General features: G+C 33.4%; 16 protein-coding genes and 1 tRNA gene. 8 read left to right on the top strand and 9 right to left on the bottom strand.

Annotated elements, in window-relative coordinates; all coding sequences use genetic code 11:
* Positions 1-85: 85 nt before the first annotated feature.
* The gene (gltX, locus tag D778_RS02065) at positions 86-1,603 is read left to right on the top strand and encodes a glutamate--tRNA ligase (RefSeq protein ID WP_007647246.1); all 1,518 of its coding nucleotides are present in this window, start codon (positions 86-88) and stop codon (positions 1,601-1,603) included.
* Positions 1,604-1,654: 51 nt separating this feature from the next.
* On the opposite strand, the gene D778_RS02060 is transcribed toward gltX, so the two are convergent.
* Positions 1,655-2,386: a hypothetical protein gene (locus tag D778_RS02060; RefSeq protein WP_238307547.1), complete on the bottom strand. Its 732-nt coding sequence runs from the start codon at positions 2,384-2,386 to the stop codon at positions 1,655-1,657.
* A gap of 28 nt (positions 2,387-2,414) precedes the next feature.
* On the opposite strand from D778_RS02060, the gene D778_RS02055 reads away from it, so the two are divergent.
* Positions 2,415-3,338: an SPFH domain-containing protein gene (locus tag D778_RS02055; RefSeq protein WP_007647243.1), complete on the top strand. Its 924-nt coding sequence runs from the start codon at positions 2,415-2,417 to the stop codon at positions 3,336-3,338.
* 52 nt (positions 3,339-3,390) lie between these two features.
* On the opposite strand, the gene D778_RS02050 is transcribed toward D778_RS02055, so the two are convergent.
* Both D778_RS02050 and D778_RS02045 read right to left on the bottom strand, forming a co-directional pair.
* Positions 3,391-3,585 carry a hypothetical protein gene (locus D778_RS02050; RefSeq protein ID WP_162138286.1) on the bottom strand — a complete coding sequence of 65 codons (195 nt, stop codon included), beginning with the start codon at positions 3,583-3,585 and terminating at the stop codon, positions 3,391-3,393.
* Positions 3,586-3,819: 234 nt separating this feature from the next.
* The gene (locus tag D778_RS02045) at positions 3,820-5,829 is read right to left on the bottom strand and encodes a glutamine--tRNA ligase/YqeY domain fusion protein (RefSeq protein ID WP_007647240.1); all 2,010 of its coding nucleotides are present in this window, start codon (positions 5,827-5,829) and stop codon (positions 3,820-3,822) included.
* 64 nt (positions 5,830-5,893) lie between these two features.
* Here D778_RS02045 and folB point away from each other — a divergent pair, with 64 nt between their 5' ends.
* Entirely contained in the window at positions 5,894-6,256 is a 363-nt protein-coding gene (gene folB, locus D778_RS02040; protein WP_007647239.1) for a dihydroneopterin aldolase, read from the top strand.
* 85 nt (positions 6,257-6,341) lie between these two features.
* A tRNA-Cys gene (locus D778_RS02035) sits at positions 6,342-6,412 on the top strand.
* 466 nt (positions 6,413-6,878) lie between these two features.
* Here D778_RS02035 and D778_RS02030 read toward each other — a convergent pair.
* The 3 genes from D778_RS02030 to rnr all read right to left on the bottom strand — a co-directional run bounded on the left by D778_RS02030 (position 6,879) and on the right by rnr (position 10,622).
* Complete coding sequence (locus D778_RS02030) at positions 6,879-7,559, bottom strand: LysE family translocator (RefSeq protein WP_007647238.1); 681 nt, start codon at positions 7,557-7,559, stop codon at positions 6,879-6,881.
* Between the two features lie 80 nt (positions 7,560-7,639).
* Entirely contained in the window at positions 7,640-8,311 is a 672-nt protein-coding gene (locus D778_RS02025; protein ID WP_007647237.1) for a head GIN domain-containing protein, read from the bottom strand.
* A 79-nt stretch (positions 8,312-8,390) separates the two neighbouring features.
* Positions 8,391-10,622 (bottom strand): ribonuclease R, encoded by a 2,232-nt coding sequence (gene rnr / locus D778_RS02020; RefSeq protein ID WP_007647235.1) that lies wholly within the window; start codon positions 10,620-10,622, stop codon positions 8,391-8,393.
* A gap of 687 nt (positions 10,623-11,309) precedes the next feature.
* On the opposite strand from rnr, the gene rpiB reads away from it, so the two are divergent.
* Genes rpiB through D778_RS02000 form a run of 4 tightly spaced genes read left to right on the top strand, consistent with a single transcriptional unit; the run spans position 11,310 to position 13,503 of the window.
* Entirely contained in the window at positions 11,310-11,744 is a 435-nt protein-coding gene (gene rpiB / locus D778_RS02015) for a ribose 5-phosphate isomerase B (RefSeq protein ID WP_007647233.1), read from the top strand.
* Positions 11,745-12,653 (top strand): cation diffusion facilitator family transporter, encoded by a 909-nt coding sequence (locus D778_RS02010; RefSeq protein WP_007647231.1) that lies wholly within the window; start codon positions 11,745-11,747, stop codon positions 12,651-12,653. It abuts the gene before it with no gap.
* A gap of 11 nt (positions 12,654-12,664) precedes the next feature.
* Positions 12,665-13,057, top strand: coding sequence for a hypothetical protein (locus D778_RS02005; RefSeq protein WP_007647228.1), 393 nt, complete (start codon positions 12,665-12,667; stop codon positions 13,055-13,057).
* Between the two features lie 2 nt (positions 13,058-13,059).
* Positions 13,060-13,503, top strand: a complete 444-nt coding sequence (locus tag D778_RS02000; RefSeq protein WP_040491230.1) for a GNAT family N-acetyltransferase — start codon at positions 13,060-13,062, stop codon at positions 13,501-13,503.
* Here the strand turns inward: D778_RS02000 and D778_RS01995 are convergent.
* From D778_RS01995 to rnpA, 3 genes are all read right to left on the bottom strand, one after another.
* Positions 13,500-14,348 carry an OmpA family protein gene (locus D778_RS01995; RefSeq protein WP_007647224.1) on the bottom strand — a complete coding sequence of 283 codons (849 nt, stop codon included), beginning with the start codon at positions 14,346-14,348 and terminating at the stop codon, positions 13,500-13,502. The genes D778_RS02000 and D778_RS01995 overlap by 4 nt on opposite strands.
* A 63-nt stretch (positions 14,349-14,411) precedes the next feature.
* On the bottom strand, positions 14,412-16,049 hold the full coding sequence (locus D778_RS01990) for a S41 family peptidase (protein WP_007647223.1): 1,638 nt from the start codon (positions 16,047-16,049) through the stop codon (positions 14,412-14,414).
* A gap of 83 nt (positions 16,050-16,132) precedes the next feature.
* The gene (gene rnpA / locus D778_RS01985; protein WP_007647222.1) at positions 16,133-16,510 is read right to left on the bottom strand and encodes a ribonuclease P protein component; all 378 of its coding nucleotides are present in this window, start codon (positions 16,508-16,510) and stop codon (positions 16,133-16,135) included.
* Positions 16,511-16,525 lie beyond the last annotated feature (15 nt).

The raw sequence follows: 16,525 nt of genomic DNA, 5'->3' as shown, positions 1-16,525 counted from the left end.
TGGTTTGCCTTTTGAGAAACTTTAAACTTTAAACTTTGAACTTAAAACTTCAAAAATCTATCTTTGCAACTTCAAACAAAACAAGATGTCTAAACAAGTTAGAGTGCGCTTTGCACCAAGTCCTACAGGACCTTTACATATTGGAGGTGTTAGAACAGCACTTTTCAACTATCTTTTTGCTAAAAAACACAACGGAACTTTTATCCTTAGAATTGAAGATACCGATCAAAACAGATATGTTGAAGGTGCCGAAAATTATATTGTGGAATCCTTAAATTGGTGTCATATTCCTTATGATGAAGGACCAGGGAAAAATGAAAAATTTGGTCCTTACAGACAAAGCGAACGCAAGCATTTATATAAAGAATATGCTGATAAATTGATTGCCACAGGCAATGCCTATTATGCGTTTGATACAGCTGAAACTCTGGATTTCCATAGAAAAGACCATGAAGAAAAAGGAAAAACCTTTATCTACAATTGGCATAACCGTTTGAAATTATGCAACTCGTTATCCCTTTCTGCAGAAGAAACCCAAGCAAAGTTGGATGCTGGAGAAGACTATGTTATTAGGTTTAAATCGCCTCAAGATGAAACCTTGCATTTAACAGATATCATACGTGGAAATATCACTATTGACACTAATATTTTAGACGATAAAGTGTTGTTTAAAAGTGATGGCATGCCAACCTATCATTTGGCAAATATTGTAGACGACCATTTAATGGAAATCACACATGTGATTCGTGGTGAAGAATGGTTGCCTTCCTTGGCATTGCATTTTCAACTTTATAAAGCCTTTGGTTGGGAAGCACCAGAATTTGCGCATTTACCACTAATTTTAAAGCCTACAGGAAAAGGAAAGTTAAGCAAACGTGATGGCGATAAATTAGGGTTTCCGGTATTTCCATTAGCTTATAAAGACCACCAAACAGACGAAATATCCCGTGGTTATAGAGAGGATGGTTATTTTCCTGAAGCTGTGGTTAACTTTTTGGCCTTTTTAGGTTGGAACCCAGGATCCGAACAGGAAATTTTTAGTTTGCAAGAATTGGTTCAAGCCTTCGATTTAAGTCGTGTAAACAAAGCTGGTGCACGTTTTGATCCAGATAAAATAAAATGGTTTAACCACCATTATATGCAAGAACAAGACAACAATGTGCTTGCAGAACAATTTCAAATGCTTTTTCCCGACGCATTGAAAGACATTGATATAAACTACATTTCCATGGTTATCCATTTAATTAAGGAGCGAGCCACTTTTGTAACCGATTTTTGGGATTTAGGACATTATTTCTTTGAAACACCTACAGATTTAGATGAGAAAGCCGTTAAAAAAGCATGGAAAGAAGAGTCGCCAGAGTTAATGAAAAAGCTTCTTTCAATAATATCTTCCATTGAAGATTTTACGGTTGAAAACCTTCAAACAGAGATTAAAGGTTGGATTACTTCAAAAGAAATTGGTTTTGGTAAAGTGATGATGCCTTTACGTTTGGCATTGGTTGGCGCTTTACAAGGTCCAGAGGTTTTTGATATTATGTATTTAATTGGGAAAGATGAAAGTATAAGACGAATAGACAATTTAATCAACACCTTATCATAAAAAAAAAAAGCGACCAAAAGGTCGCTTTTTTTTTTTTAATATTTTTATTTATTAAAACGTAATCATTGCAGTAAAAGCAAACATGGATTGGTTTCCTTTAATTTTTTTATCGTTTCCGGTTAAATCCAAATCGCTATCGTTTAACTTGTTCAACATATTGGTAAAACCGTAGATATATTGAGCTTTCAGTCTAAAAAAACCAAATCCAGCCGATGCTCCAATGGCTCCATCAATATTGAAATTACTAATGTCGTTCAAATCTTTGGCCAATAAATTATTGTAGTTGTTTATAATATAATTCTCATATTTTTTATCGTCCATTTCCATGTCGCCATTATATTGAATCATAGGACCTACATCGATGGTCAAAAAACTATCAATCAACTTTACATGCATCAATAAAGCAATTTGAGCCGTAAATATTTTATAATCAACAAACTCTTCACTTAAACTAATTGGAAGTGGTCTTGCAGCTATGCCAATATGGTTTTCAGATAGTTGAATGGTGTAGCTTACATTGTACCATTTATGAGGAATATCAACCGTTGCCGAAGCTCCTGCTTGCCAACCATTGCCTTTTTTGGTGTTAAAATTATCTGTTATAATATCGTACTGCGTAATTCCTCCATAAATGCCAAACCCGTTTTTGATTTTATATCTTGTGTGTTGTCCAAAGGACATTGTAACAAATCCCATACAGATGGCTACTAATACAATAAGTTGTCTTTTTTGCATGATGCTTCTAGTGTGATTGTGACAAATATAACTTAAATTAGTAGTCATTTATTTTACAATCTAAAAAAATCCTATTATGTCCATTTTATCCATTCCTATTATCATCTTATGTCTGTTTATTGTCATTTCACTTTTTTTTATAGTAAAACAACAAACAGCTGTTATTATTGAACGCTTTGGAAAGTTTCAAAGCATTCGCCATTCTGGTTTACAAATTAAAATTCCACTTGTAGATAGAATAGCCGGAAGGTTGAGTTTAAAAATCCAGCAATTGGATGTTATTATTGAAACCAAAACCCTGGATGACGTGTTTGTAAGGTTAAAAGTATCTGTCCAGTACATGGTAATTAAAGACAAGGTGTATGATGCTTTTTATAAGCTGGATTATCCTCACGAACAAATAACCAGTTATGTATTTGATGTGGTTCGAGCAGAAGTCCCTAAAATGAAATTGGACGATGTATTTGTTAAAAAAGATGATATTGCCCTTGCCGTTAAAGCAGAATTGAACGATGCCATGTTGGATTATGGTTTTGATATTATTAAAACCTTGGTAACAGATATTGATCCAGATCCACAAGTAAAACAAGCAATGAACCGCATTAATGCTTCTGAACGTGAAAAAATTGCTGCTCAATTTGAAGGTGATGCTGCTAGGATTTTAATTGTGGAAAAAGCCAAAGCAGAAGCTGAAAGCAAGCGATTACAAGGCCAAGGTATAGCAGACCAACGTAGGGAAATTGCCAGAGGTTTGGAGGAATCTGTAGAGGTTTTAAACAAAGTAGGCATTAACAGTCAGGAAGCTTCAGCATTGATTGTTGTAACACAACATTACGATACCTTACAGGCCATTGGTGGGGAAACAAATACCAATTTGATTTTACTGCCAAATTCACCTCAAGCAGGCAGTAACATGCTAAATGATATGGTTGCCAGTTTTACGGCTAGTAACCAAATTGGTGAAGCCATGAAAAATACCAACAAGAAAAAGGAAGAATAAAAGGCTTATAATTGTTTAGAAAAAACCTCCAATTTTAAAACATTGGAGGTTTTTATTTTTTTATTTGTTTCTTGGCTATCAAGTCTTTTAAAATTTCAAGGTATTTTTCCAAATCTTCGGTAGACACATGAGGGTGTTCCAGATTGGGAATGGTTATAGGGTCTTCGTCCAATAATTTGTAACTAACTGGATACTCCTTTTTAATAAAAAGCAATAACTCTGATATTTCCGAAATTAAATCTTTCACAGTTTTCATATTAAAACCTAGCTTAAAGGAAATTAAAAGATAGTGAAAATTATCATGCTTTCAAAATAAAAAACTCTGATATAAACGAGGTTAAGATTTAAAAGGATGTCTTTCTTTCCAATTTTGTTTTGAGTACATAAGTACTAGTTAAAATATAATATGAAATAGAATATAAAAACTAAAAAGCCTTGAATATTAGGGTTCAAGGCTTAAATTTGTTTTTTACTCTATTTATTAAATTGCTTTGGCTTCTGCAACTAGAAGCTCGTTGTTGTCTTCTAACGCTTTTTCAATAAATTCATTAATAGTTGCATTTCTCTCTAATCCGTTTTCAATTAAAACACTTAAAACCAACATAACGGCAATTCGTGTTCCAACCTTTTTTGCTGCTGTGTTGAAAAGTGGTTCCAATTCTTCATAGCTTACATTTTTAGCTAATTCTAAAATTTCAGCTTTTACCTTTTGTTGTTTGGCTTCTGGAAGGTTGGTATATTTTTTTCCCAATTGCTGGATCACATCAATAGCTTTACGTTGGGATTGGTTTTGTTTGGTTTGTTGCTGTTTTTGATTCTTTTGACCTGATGGTTGTTGTTTGGCCCAAGAATCTTTTAAACCAACCGTCTTATTGAAAACAAGCTTTCCTGAAGTGGTGTCTGGATCCACATTAAAATAACCTATACGTTGAAACTGGAACCTATCTCCTACTTTGGCATCCTTTAAACTTGGCTCTACATAAGCTTGGACTATGTTTAATGAATTTGGGTTTAAAAATTCCATGAAATCCTTGTCTGGATGGGCATCTGGAGCTTCGTCCAAAAACAATCTATCGTATTCCCTAACTTCAGCTTGTATGGCGTGAGGTATGGAAACCCAATGCAAGGTGCCTTTTACTTTCTTTGAAGTATCTTCGGAATACGTACAATGAATTTCGGTAATATGTCCTTTATCATCTTTTATTACGCTTTCACCTTTAATGATATAGGCATTTTTTAATCGCACTTCTTTTCCTAAAGTCAACCTAAAATATTTACTGCCTGCTTCTTCCTTAAAATCGTCTTTTTCAATGTAAATTTCACGGGAAAAAGGAACTTTTCTGTAGCCAGCACTATCATCTTCTTGATTGTTTTCGGCTTCCAACCATTCCACTTTATCTTCAGGATAATTGGTTATGACCACTTTTACGGGATCCAAGACAGCCATAACCCTTGGAGCTGTTTTATTTAAATCTTCACGTATACAAAACTCCAATAAGGCCACATCAATCACATTATCACGTTTGGCAACGCCAACGGTTTCCACAAATTTCCTAATGGCGTTTGGTGTATAACCACGACGACGAAGTCCAGAAATGGTAGGCATTCTAGGATCGTCCCAACCAGAAACAATACCTTCTTCCACCAATTTAAGCAACTTGCGTTTGCTCATAATGGTATAACTTAAGTTTAAACGTGCAAATTCCCGTTGTTTAGGAAGCATAGGAAGCGCTTCTGGTTGATATTTATAGACTTGTTCCTTGAACCAGTCGTAAAGCTCTCTATGAGGTTTAAATTCAAGCGAGCAAAGCGAATGTGATATTTGTTCAATATAATCGCTTTCACCATGAGTCCAGTCGTACATAGGATAAATGCACCAATCTGTTCCAGTTCTATGATGGGCTTTCTTTAAAATGCGATACATAATGGGATCACGCATCAACATGTTGGGATGCTGCATGTCTATTTTTGCACGAAGTACATGTGAACCTTCTGCAAATTCGCCATGTTTCATGCGTTCAAACAAATCGAGGTTTTCTTCAACCGAACGGTTTCTGTAAGGGCCATCCACTCCAGGTTGTGTAGGTGTGCCTTTTTGCTCAGCCATGGCTTCGCTGGATTGGGAATCTACATATGCTTTGCCTTCTTTAATCAATAAAACTGCCCAATCGTAAAGCTGTTGAAAATAATCTGATGAATATAGCTCGTTGGCCCATTTGTAGCCCAACCATGAGATGTCTTCTTTAATGGCATCTACATATTCCTGTTCTTCTTTTGCTGGATTGGTATCATCAAAACGTAAATTAACGGGAGCATTGTATTTTTCGCCCAAACCGAAACTGATTCCTATGGCTTTGGTATGACCAATATGTAAATATCCATTGGGTTCTGGTGGAAAACGGAAACGTAAGGCTTCTTGTTTTAAGCCGTTTGCTAAATCTTCTTCTATGATATGCTCAATAAAATTGAGTGATTTTGTTTCTTCAGACATATTTAAAAATAAAAAGCAAAGTTATTAAATAATAGTGTATTATTTTTGTTGAAAAGAATTTGTTTTGGGAATTATAAAAGTTGAGAACATTAGGGTTTTTGCACATCATGGCTGTTTAAAAGAAGAAACTAAAATTGGATGCGATTATCGTGTGGATTTAAAAGTGAAAGCCGACTTACAAGCCTCTGCAAAAACAGATGATTTAAGTGATACTGTTGATTATGTATTTTTAAACAAAATTGTTAAGGAAGAGATGTTAAAACCATCTAAACTATTGGAAACAGTAGCAAAACGTATATTAAACAGGATATTCAAAGAAGACAAACTGGTGGATAAAGCGACCATTTGTGTAAGTAAACTAAATCCTCCTATTGGAGGTGATGTTGAAATGGTTACCATAAAAATGACAGAAAAACGTAAAAATTAGATTCTAAATAGCTAAAAAGGGGAAATATTTTTATATTTGCCATCTCGTAATTTAATATGGGAAGCCTGTTTCTACAGGAATTTAAGGTGTCGTGGCCGAGTGGCTAGGCAGTGGTCTGCAACACCATCTACAGCGGTTCGAATCCGCTCGACACCTCAATAAAGAGTTACTTTATAAGTAGCTCTTTTTTTTGTTTAAATTTTATGAAAATTTATAGTAAGATTATGCGGTTCTAATGCACTCGACACCTCTAAAGCCTCCAAGTTTAGCTTGAAGGTTTTTTATATACAATTTTTAAGAAACATTCATTAAATCCAAACCCCTCTATAGCAATTCTTTATTCTGAACAATTGTTGTGAATAGGTATGTATAGCAGCTGCTCTTTTAAGACATCCTTTTTTTACTGTTTAAGTTTGGTTATTGGCGGGTTTCTATTTCTAATCTGGTTTAAATTTGTAAGAAAAAACGCTGGCTTCCATGCACTATCCATGGAGTATCTATGGAGTATCTATGGAGTATCCATAAGGTTAATTATTTGTTTAAAAAATTACATCCAAAAGCAATTTTCAAATATTTTGTTAATGATTCCTAGAAAGCTTTTTTACTTAAGCTGGACTTTATTTTAATTAATAGGATTAATTTGTTCCAACTTATCTTTAATGAGTGCTTTTTCTTTTGGAAAAAATCCTTGAACCAACAATAAAAGTCCAAAACCCAATATCACCAAAGCCACTATTTTCTTGGTTTTAAAAATACGTCTTGGTGTTAATTTACTTTTAAGTGTTTTGGCAGCTATCATCTTCAATAAATCCACTAAAAAATAAACAGCTAAAATGGTTCCTAAAAACACATATAGTTCTTGAGTGTTTTCGGTTAAGGAACTGCCTATAACAATAAAACCCAACCAACCTAAAAGCACACCTACATTAATAAAATTGAGAAGAAACCCTTTAATAAAAAGCATTCCAAATTTCTTTTTTATTTCTACTGTATGGTATTCCCTAACAATTTCACGAAAAGATTTAGAGGTTTTTATAAACGAAATAAAACCATAAATAGCCAATAGAACACCACCAAAAATCAAAAAATTTGGATCGTCTTTTATTTTATCCAAAAGCTTACTGGTACTGTAAAATGCTACGATAATGAAGAAAATATCTGCAAGTATCACTCCTAAATCGAAAATTAAAGCACTTTTAAACCCTTTTGTGGCACTGGTTTCCAAAAGCACAAAAAATACAGGTCCAATTGTGAACGATAAAATAATACCAAAAGGAATTGCTGTAAGAATAGCATCTTGCATACAAACGAGGTGTTTTCTACAAAATTACATAATTTTTTTAGCGATTACAGATAAATTGACATGAAGCTTTGCTTTTAAGCTTATTCTTTTCTTATAATTTTTCCACCAAAAACAGTATTTTCTGTTAAGGTTTCTGGATTTCCATAAATGTATGCTGTACCTCCTGCCCTAACTTTTACATCCACTTCATTGGTAGCTCTAACATGAGCTTCTCCAGCAGCTTTAATGTTAATTTTGGCTTTTTCGGTTTCTAAATCCTTACCAAGATAAGATCCTCCTGTAGTTAGGTCTATATTTTGATTTTTTGCTTGTCCTGAGATTTTTATAACACCACCTGTTATGGCTTTGGCTTCCACAAAGGTGACATCTTCAACTTGTAATTTTACACTGCCTCCTTCTTGAGCCCTCACATCTATTTCAAATTGTTTCATGACATCGTTAGAACCTATAAAAGTACCTTCATTGGCATCTATAATATCTATATTTGTATAGTATAATTGTACCCTAGTATCATCGCCATTAAACACTTTTGGAACTGTCATACGTATTTTTAAAGTGCCGTTTTTGTTAACCAAAACCACGTCTTCGGTGTTTTTTCCTGTTATAATCACTTTATTGCTATCGGATTTTATTAGCTCTACTTCTATTCTATCATAAACTTTCAGTTCCTTAAAATCGCCCAAATTCTTTTCAATTTGTGCGTAAATATTTGTTGTTGCAATTAAAAAAAATGCAAAAATTAACTGTTTCATCTGTACTATATATTTTTATAAATGTTTTGCTAAATTCTATTAAAAAAAGTATTATCCTTATTCAAGGAGCTATCAAAAACTATTCCTCATGTTTACCTATTAAAGTAAAATCCAAATGCTTCTTAACCAAATCTGTATCTTTTACTTTTACAACCACTTCATCTCCTAATTGGTACATGGTTTTTGAATTTTTTCCTATAAGTGCAAAATGGTCTTCATCAAACATATAATGATCGTCTTTCATATCGCGAACACTAACCATACCTTCGCATTTGTTGGCAATTATTTCCACATATATGCCCCAATCTGTAACTCCTGAAATCACTCCAACAAAATCTTCATCTTTATGATCTTGCATGAATTTAATTTGCATGTATTTTATGGAATCCCTTTCGGCTTTTGTTGCTAAATTTTCCATGTTACTGGAATGGTTACACTTATCTTCGTAAACGGCTTCGTTGGCCGATTTTCCACCATCCAAATAATGCTGCAACAGCCTATGTGCCATAACATCTGGATAACGACGAATAGGTGATGTAAAATGGCTGTAATAATCGAAAGCCAATCCGTAATGTCCTATATTATGGGTTGAATATTCGGCTTTACTCATACTTCTAATGGTTAAAGTATCTACCAAATTTTGTTCTTTTTTACCTTCAACATCTTTCAATAAATTGTTTAATGATGCAGAAATGCTTTTTCTATCTTTAAAATTAAGTTTGTAACCGAAACGGCCAACCACATTTTGCAGGGCAGCCAATTTACTATCGTCTGGTTCGTCGTGAACTCTGTACACAAAGGTTTTTTTAGGAGATTGTTTGCCTATAAATTCAGCCACTTTCCTATTGGCCAATAACATAAATTCTTCAATTAATTTATTGGCATCTTTACTGGTTTTAAAAAACACTCCTACAGGATTTGCTTGTTCATCTAAATTGAATTTTACTTCTACTTTATCAAAAGAAATAGCTCCAGATTTCATGCGCTTTCTACGCATAATTTTTGCTAGTTCATTTAATTTTAAAGTAGCGAATGCAATTTCTGGTGTTGTTTGGTATTCTTTACTGGTTAATGAAACTTCGGCTGGTATTGTGTTATTCAAATGAGATGCTTCAACAGGGTTAAGTATGACATTTGAATTATTTTCTATAATGGCTTGAGCTTCTTCATAAGCAAATCGTGCATCACTATAGGTAACGGTTCTTCCAAACCATTGGTTTTTAACTTCGGCTTTATCATTCATTTGAAAGACTGCAGAAAAGGTATATTTTTCTTCATGAGGTCTTAAAGAACAGGCATTGTTGGATAGTACTTCTGGTAACATTGGTACCACTCTGTCCACTAAATAAACAGAGGTTGCTCTTTCGTAAGCTTCATCGTCCAAAACAGTATCTGGTTGTACATAATGCGAGACATCTGCAATGTGGATTCCTATTTCAAACAAACCATTGTCCAAAATCCTAAAAGATAAGGCATCGTCAAAATCCTTGGCATCTTTTGGGTCTATTGTAAAAGTCAAGACATCTCGCATGTCGCGACGTTTGGCAATTTCTTCTTTGGTAATGGACGTATCTAATTTGTTTGCATAGTCTTCAACTTCATGTGGAAAATCGTAAGGCAAACCATATTCGGCTAAAATAGCATGTATCTCTGTATTGTGTTCTCCAGGTTTTCCTAAAACCTTAAGTACTTTTCCGTTGGGAGAATCGGCTTTTTCCGGCCAATCTTCCAAGGAAACAAGCACTTTGTCTCCATCTTCTGCTTTATTGATTTTATTAATGGGGACAAAAATATCCGTGTACATTTTATTGCCATCTGTAACCACAAACGCATAATTTTTATGTATTTGAATCACACCAACATATTCGCTTTTGGCGCGTTTTATAATGTTGGTAATTTCTCCTTCAATCTTACCGCGTTTTCTACGTTTGTAGGCATAAAATTCCACCTCATCTCCATGAAGCGCTTTGTTCATATTGTTTGAAGCTATGTATATATCTTCGTCAAAATCGTCGCTAACAATGTAACCGGAACCTCTGGAAGCCATATCTACAATTCCAGTATGATATTCGGTATTTACAATGGCTTTAAATTTTCCTCTTTCTACTTCTTCAATTTCTTGTTTCGCTTTTAATTGTTGAAGTTTTTTTATAATTTGATTTCTGCTACTGGCATCGTTAACACCAATTTTAGCAGCAATTTGTTTATAGTTAAAGGATTGGTTTCTATCTTTTTTTAAAATACTTAGAATGGTATTTGTAAGGTTGGAAATCTTGTTATGAGACGATTTCCTTTTTTTCTTTTTTGTCATGTATTAATTGTAATCATTTTCTATTCCTATTAAAGATAGGAATCTGTTGTTTTATAACCTAATAAAAGTGAAGTACTGGTTATAAATTTATTACAAAACTACGGTTTTAATATTAAATGAATATTTACAAGATGTTAAATTAAATAATTATTGTTATCCACATATATATATACAATCATCTTTTTCTTTTAAAATTTTAAAAAAATATTAATGATTATGATGGGTTGTTAATAACAGGTATAACTTTTTTAAGTTTTGTTTTGAAATTACCTTATTGACGTTCTATTAAAATATAATTAACAATTAGTTAATATTTAAGAGCTTCATTTTTAGTTGTATTTTATTTTCTATTAACAAAATACAAGGGTTGTTAATAAGTGTTTTTTAGGTGGAATGGCTCATAAATTTCTTAAAAATTTGTGTTTATAACCTACAAATGATTGCTGAAAACTTGTCCAAAAATTATAGACTTATATTTTGGTGATGTCAACCCTTTTTTTGTTTGAAAAAATTCTTGAATAAACCATGTTTTAGTTTTAAATAATTATAAACAGTTATTAACAGGTTATGAGATTTGTTTAGCCTAACTATTAACATTAATAAAAGCTGCTTTACTAAAGCTAATAAAATTAATAAGTCATAAAACTACATTTTGTACCTTTACAGAAATAAAAACACAACTTAAAAATGAAAATTTCAATAGGCAACGATCACGCTGGAACAGAGTATAAATTTGCTATTTTAAAGCATTTGGAAGCCAAAGGGTTTACAGTAACAAATTATGGTACAGACTCTAACGATAGTGTGGATTATCCAGATTTTGTACATCCTGTGGCACAAGATGTAGAAAGCAACAAAGCCCATTTTGGCATTATTATTTGTGGTAGTGGCAATGGCGCCAATATGACAGCCAATAAACACCAAGGTGTACGTTCTGCTTTATGTTGGAACAAAGAAATTGTGGCACTTGCCAGACAACACAATAATGCCAATATTTTGAGTATACCTGCTCGTTATACTGCTTTACCACAAGCCATTGAAATGGTTGATACGTTTTTGGACACTGCTTTTGAAGGTGGTAGGCATAAAAACCGTGTTGATAAAATTCCCGTTTCCTGCTAAATGAGCCATACGCATCATACACACAGTTATAAAGATGTAAAAGATAGAAACCTGTTAATTTCCATCTTTCTTAATGTGCTTATTACTGCAGCTCAAATTATTGGAGGACTTGCATCTGGTAGTTTGGCTTTGTTAAGTGATGCCCTTCATAATTTTAGCGATGTCATATCATTAATAGTAAGTTTTGCTGCTTCTAAACTCTCAAAACAAAAAGCATCCATAAATAGGACCTTTGGTTATAAACGAGCCGAAATTTTAGCAGCATTCGTAAATGCTGCAACTTTGGTTGTAGTGGCTGTTTTATTAATTATAGAAGCTGTAAAACGATTTCATGAACCTCAGGAAATTGCATCCAATTTGGTTATTTGGCTCGCTTTGATAGCTATTTTTGCAAATGGTTTTAGTGTGTTGCTGCTTAAAAAGGAATCCAAAAGCAATATCAACATACGTTCGGCATATTTACACTTATTAACAGATATGTTGGCAAGTGTGGCTGTGTTAATTGGCGGACTGCTCATGAAATTTTACCAGATATTTTGGGTGGATAGTTTATTGACCTTTTTAATTGCTTTATATTTAATTTACGTAGGATACGATTTGCTTAAAACATCCACCAAGATGTTGATGCTTTTTACACCAGATCACATAAATATCAAAGAAGTGGTACGTGTGGTCAACCAATTGCCAAAAGTAAAAAAATTGCATCATGTTCACATATGGAATTTAAGTGATGATGAATTGCACTTGGAAGCTCATTTAGATTTGGAGGAAAACATTAGCACTCGAGATTTCAACGAGCTGTTATTGGAAATAGAAAGAGTGTTGCATGACCAGTTTAACATCAATCATGTTACCATTCAACCAGAATATAAAAAGGAAGACCCCAAAGAGGTTATAGTACAGGATTAAAGGAAAATATCATGAAGTTTAATGGATTTTTATTGGTAATTGCATTGTTGCTTTTTTCTTGTAATGAAGTAACAGATAATTTATTGGACGAGGTAATTCCAGAACCTGATACTCTTGAAGTAGGTATAAAAAACAATACCAATTATAGATTTAACAGAACTGAAATTATTTCAAACAATAACACCTTTGTATACCAAGTTATAGAACCTGATGCTATTTCCAATTTTATTGAAATGGCCTTTATTTATTCAGAAGTGGAACTTAAAATCCAAACAGACAATGGCTATTTTTCGTTTTCGCCATCACACTACCTTGAAGACACAAAGGTAACCAAAGGGCTGTATTATTTTGAAGTAAACATATCCAACAATAAAACGGTTTCCATAACCAGAAAAACCTTTTAAACATGCTTGATATACGTATAAAAGCTTTTAATGAATTAACAATCCTGGAATTGTATGATCTCTTACAGTTAAGAGCCGAAGTATTTGTGGTAGAACAGGATTGCGTGTATCAAGATGTGGATGGCAAAGATAAAAACGCATGGCATGTTTTAGCTTACAAAGATAAAACACTAGTGGCTTATACACGTATTTTTAAAGCAGGCGATTATTTTAAGGAAGCCAGTATTGGAAGGGTTGTGGTTGCCAAAAACCAAAGGCAGCACAAATATGGTTACCAAATTATGGAAGCTTCCATAAAAGCCATAAACGAGCAGTTTAATGAAACCACCATTAAAATATCTGCACAATGTTATTTAAAAAATTTTTACAACCAACTTGGTTTTAAGGAAACTGGAGAAGAATACCTGGAAGATGGCATTCCACATATGGCCATGATAAAACATTAATGTCTTTGTCTTGTTTCACCAACATAGGTAATTAAAATCTCCACACGTCTATCAAATTTTGGTTCACCACCAAGAGGGAATTTTCTTCGCATGCCTACATATTTCATACGTTTTTTTTCAACTCCTTTTTTAGCTAAATAATCGTAGATATATTTTGCCCTGGCAACAGATAAATTGCGTTGTTTGGTTTTTCTATCAATGGCATCCCTACTGTTTTGTGTACAGCACACATGTCCTTGTATGGTAAAGTAAATATCTTTTCTTTCCACCAGAACATTGGCTATGTCTTCCAATGTTTTTTTAGACTCTGGCAACAACACACTATAACCTGTTTTAAACAAGATGTTTTCCAGTAAAATCTTGTCTCCAGCCTTTAAGTTTTCATCTTTAAAAGAGTCTGCAACATCCTTTTTTTCAGGTTGTTTCAATTCCCTGGGAGGATCGAAAGGTTGCACGATAATTTCCACTTTTCTGTTTAAACCCCTAATTTTGTTAAGGTCTTCTTCTTTAATGAGTTTCACCAAAATTTTTCCTTTTCCATCTACATTGGTAATAATGCTTTCATCAAATTCGTTATTGGAAAAAATGGTTTTTATGGCATTGGCACGTTCTTGCGAAAGGACCAAGTTATAGGAGTCACTTCCTCTATCGTCTGTAAAGCCGTAAATGGAGATTTTTTCAATGTCCAACCCTTCAATTTCAGAAAGAAAAATAAGCAATCTGTTGTGTTCGGTTTCAGGAACTTCATATTCATCGGTTTCAAAATAAACCTCGTGTGTTAACTGTTTTTGAGCAGTTATATTAAAACCGACAAAAATGAATAATATGAATACAAGTTTTTTCATAAGGGCACATGAAATTTCAAGTAAATATAAGTATTTACATTTAATATTTCAATGAAGCCATATTTACCTTAAATAATCTCTGTATTTAATAGGGTTTGCAAGGATTTCTGTGGCTTTTTTTATTTCGGTATTGTGAATTTTGTAATAATCGTACAAGCCTTCTCTGTACACATATCGTTTTACGATTTCGTCTGTTAACAAGGATAGAATTTGCTCTTTATTTTCGTTTAAAGCCAATTCTTTTGAGTTTTTTAAATTGGATAACAAAGTGTTGTAATCGTTTTTGATATTATCGTCCAAAGCTTCTTTTTTAGCTTGTTCATATACGCTGTTTAAAGCTTTTTCGGTTTCTGTGATAAACGAAAAATTATTGGTACTTAAATAGGTTTTAAAATCTTTAAAATCGGAATCTTTCAATTCAAATTCATTGATATCTTTTATATTAGGATGTTTGTAATAATAATCTGTTGCATAATCGAAGATTAAAAAATCGTTCAGGATAGCATTTGTAATGGCTGAATTTTTAGTGATTTCGAACGTTTCATCTGGAAGCACACCACCTCCATCGAACACAGGACGACCATTTTTGGTTTTAAATTCGTGATATTCCTTGCTATCAATTTTAACAGCATTGCCATCATCATCCCTGTTCCAATAATCCAAAGCTTGGATACAACGTCCAGAAGGCGTATAATATCTGGAAATGGTTATTTTTAATTGAGTTCCATAGGTTAATGGTTTTGGTCGTTGCACCAAACCTTTTCCAAAACTTCTGGAGCCCAAAATAACAGCTCGATCCAAATCCTGTAAAGATCCCGATACAATTTCGCTGGCAGAGGCACTGCTTCCATTTATTAAGACCACTAAAGGAATTTCGGTATCTATGGGATCCTTTTGGGTGTAATACGTCCGATTGTATTTTTTCACTTTGGATTTTGTGGTCACCACCAATTGTCCTTTAGGTACAAATAAATTAACCACATTTACAGCTTCGTGCAACAAACCACCAGGATTGTTACGTAAGTCTAAAATAATGCGTTGCGCTCCTTGAGCCTTTAAGTCTTTTAGTGCATAGGCAGTTTGCAAAGACGCTTTATTGTTAAAAGCACTTAGTACTATATAACCGGTTTTATCGTTTATCATGGAAAAGTGTGGTACAGCATCAATTTCTATTTCAGAACGTTTAATGGTTGTTTTATACTCTTTTCCTTGTCTTAAATAAGTAACTTCCACTGATGAGTTTGGTGTGCCTTTAAGCAAATCTCCAGCATCATCTTTATAAGTAGAAATAACCACATCTTCTACCTTTATAATTTCGTCTCCTGCTTTTAAACCAGCTTTATCTGCTGGATATTCTTTATAAGGTTCCACAATAACCAACCTGTCCTTTAAGGTTCTTACCTTGGCTCCAATACCAGTATAATCGCCAGTTCTCCTTATACGCTCTGCTTCTACGTCCTGTTCGTTATAAAAATTGGTATATGGATCCAAATCTTTCAACATGCTTTTTATGGCAGTATCCATTAAGTCTGCAGGATTGGTCTCATCCACATAATTCATGTTAATTTCTTTGAACAAGGTGGTAAAAATTTCTATTTGCTTGGCAATTTCAAAAAAATCGTTTTGAAACGCTGTTCCTGTAAAAAAGATGGTGACTGACAAAACAGGAATGACAATCAGTTTTTTGAATTTGTTTTTCACGTGTTTGTATTTTTTGAGGTTATGGAACTTTCTTTCTCTATTTGGTTTTCTGTGAAATTGAAAAAAGAATGTTTCATATTAAATTATTCCTTGGTGGTTTTTTCTATAAATTTTTGCAACAATTGCACCATTTTAGCCTCGATTTCCTTAAAAGTTGGCTTTTCTTTCCCAATGTACAAAATCATTAACGCATATTGTGTTGTCAAGTTGTTAAAATAAGTTGCTTTTTGCATTCTATAAGCTTCTCGAAGCAAACGTTTTATTTGGTTTCTTTTTACAGCTTTTTTAAAATTCCGTTTGGAAACCGAAACACCAGCTTTTACCTGTGTTTTATCCTGAAAAGAAGTTTTTAAATACACCATCCTTAAAGGATATGTAGAAACCGATTTGCCTTCCAGGAACAGTTGCGAAATAAGTTTTTCGCTTTTTAGTTTTTCTTTATGTGAGTAGCTTGTGTTCATAACTTTATTAGTAAC

Origin of the sequence: Xanthomarina gelatinilytica (genome assembly GCF_000348685.1) — a bacterium.
In the GTDB taxonomy this organism is placed as follows: domain Bacteria; phylum Bacteroidota; class Bacteroidia; order Flavobacteriales; family Flavobacteriaceae; genus Xanthomarina; species Xanthomarina gelatinilytica.
Note: the sequence above shows the minus strand (reverse complement) of the source record. Positions and strands in the feature narration are given on the sequence as shown.

What these genes read in the sequence shown, in the direction of transcription:
- D778_RS02010 (WP_007647231.1), top strand. Translation starts at nt 11,745, where the DNA reads ATGAGCCATACGCATCATACACACAGTTATAAAGATGTAAAAGATAGA.
- D778_RS02005 (WP_007647228.1), top strand. Translation starts at nt 12,665, where the DNA reads ATGAAGTTTAATGGATTTTTATTGGTAATTGCATTGTTGCTTTTTTCT.
- D778_RS02060 (WP_238307547.1), bottom strand. Translation starts at nt 2,386, where the DNA reads ATGACTACTAATTTAAGTTATATTTGTCACAATCACACTAGAAGCATC.
- D778_RS01995 (WP_007647224.1), bottom strand. Translation starts at nt 14,348, where the DNA reads ATGAAAAAACTTGTATTCATATTATTCATTTTTGTCGGTTTTAATATA.
- D778_RS02045 (WP_007647240.1), bottom strand. Translation starts at nt 5,829, where the DNA reads ATGTCTGAAGAAACAAAATCACTCAATTTTATTGAGCATATCATAGAA.
- D778_RS02055 (WP_007647243.1), top strand. Translation starts at nt 2,415, where the DNA reads ATGTCCATTTTATCCATTCCTATTATCATCTTATGTCTGTTTATTGTC.
- D778_RS02000 (WP_040491230.1), top strand. Translation starts at nt 13,060, where the DNA reads ATGCTTGATATACGTATAAAAGCTTTTAATGAATTAACAATCCTGGAA.
- rnr (WP_007647235.1), bottom strand. Translation starts at nt 10,622, where the DNA reads ATGACAAAAAAGAAAAAAAGGAAATCGTCTCATAACAAGATTTCCAAC.
- D778_RS02030 (WP_007647238.1), bottom strand. Translation starts at nt 7,559, where the DNA reads ATGCAAGATGCTATTCTTACAGCAATTCCTTTTGGTATTATTTTATCG.
- gltX (WP_007647246.1), top strand. Translation starts at nt 86, where the DNA reads ATGTCTAAACAAGTTAGAGTGCGCTTTGCACCAAGTCCTACAGGACCT.
- D778_RS02025 (WP_007647237.1), bottom strand. Translation starts at nt 8,311, where the DNA reads ATGAAACAGTTAATTTTTGCATTTTTTTTAATTGCAACAACAAATATT.
- rnpA (WP_007647222.1), bottom strand. Translation starts at nt 16,510, where the DNA reads ATGAACACAAGCTACTCACATAAAGAAAAACTAAAAAGCGAAAAACTT.
- rpiB (WP_007647233.1), top strand. Translation starts at nt 11,310, where the DNA reads ATGAAAATTTCAATAGGCAACGATCACGCTGGAACAGAGTATAAATTT.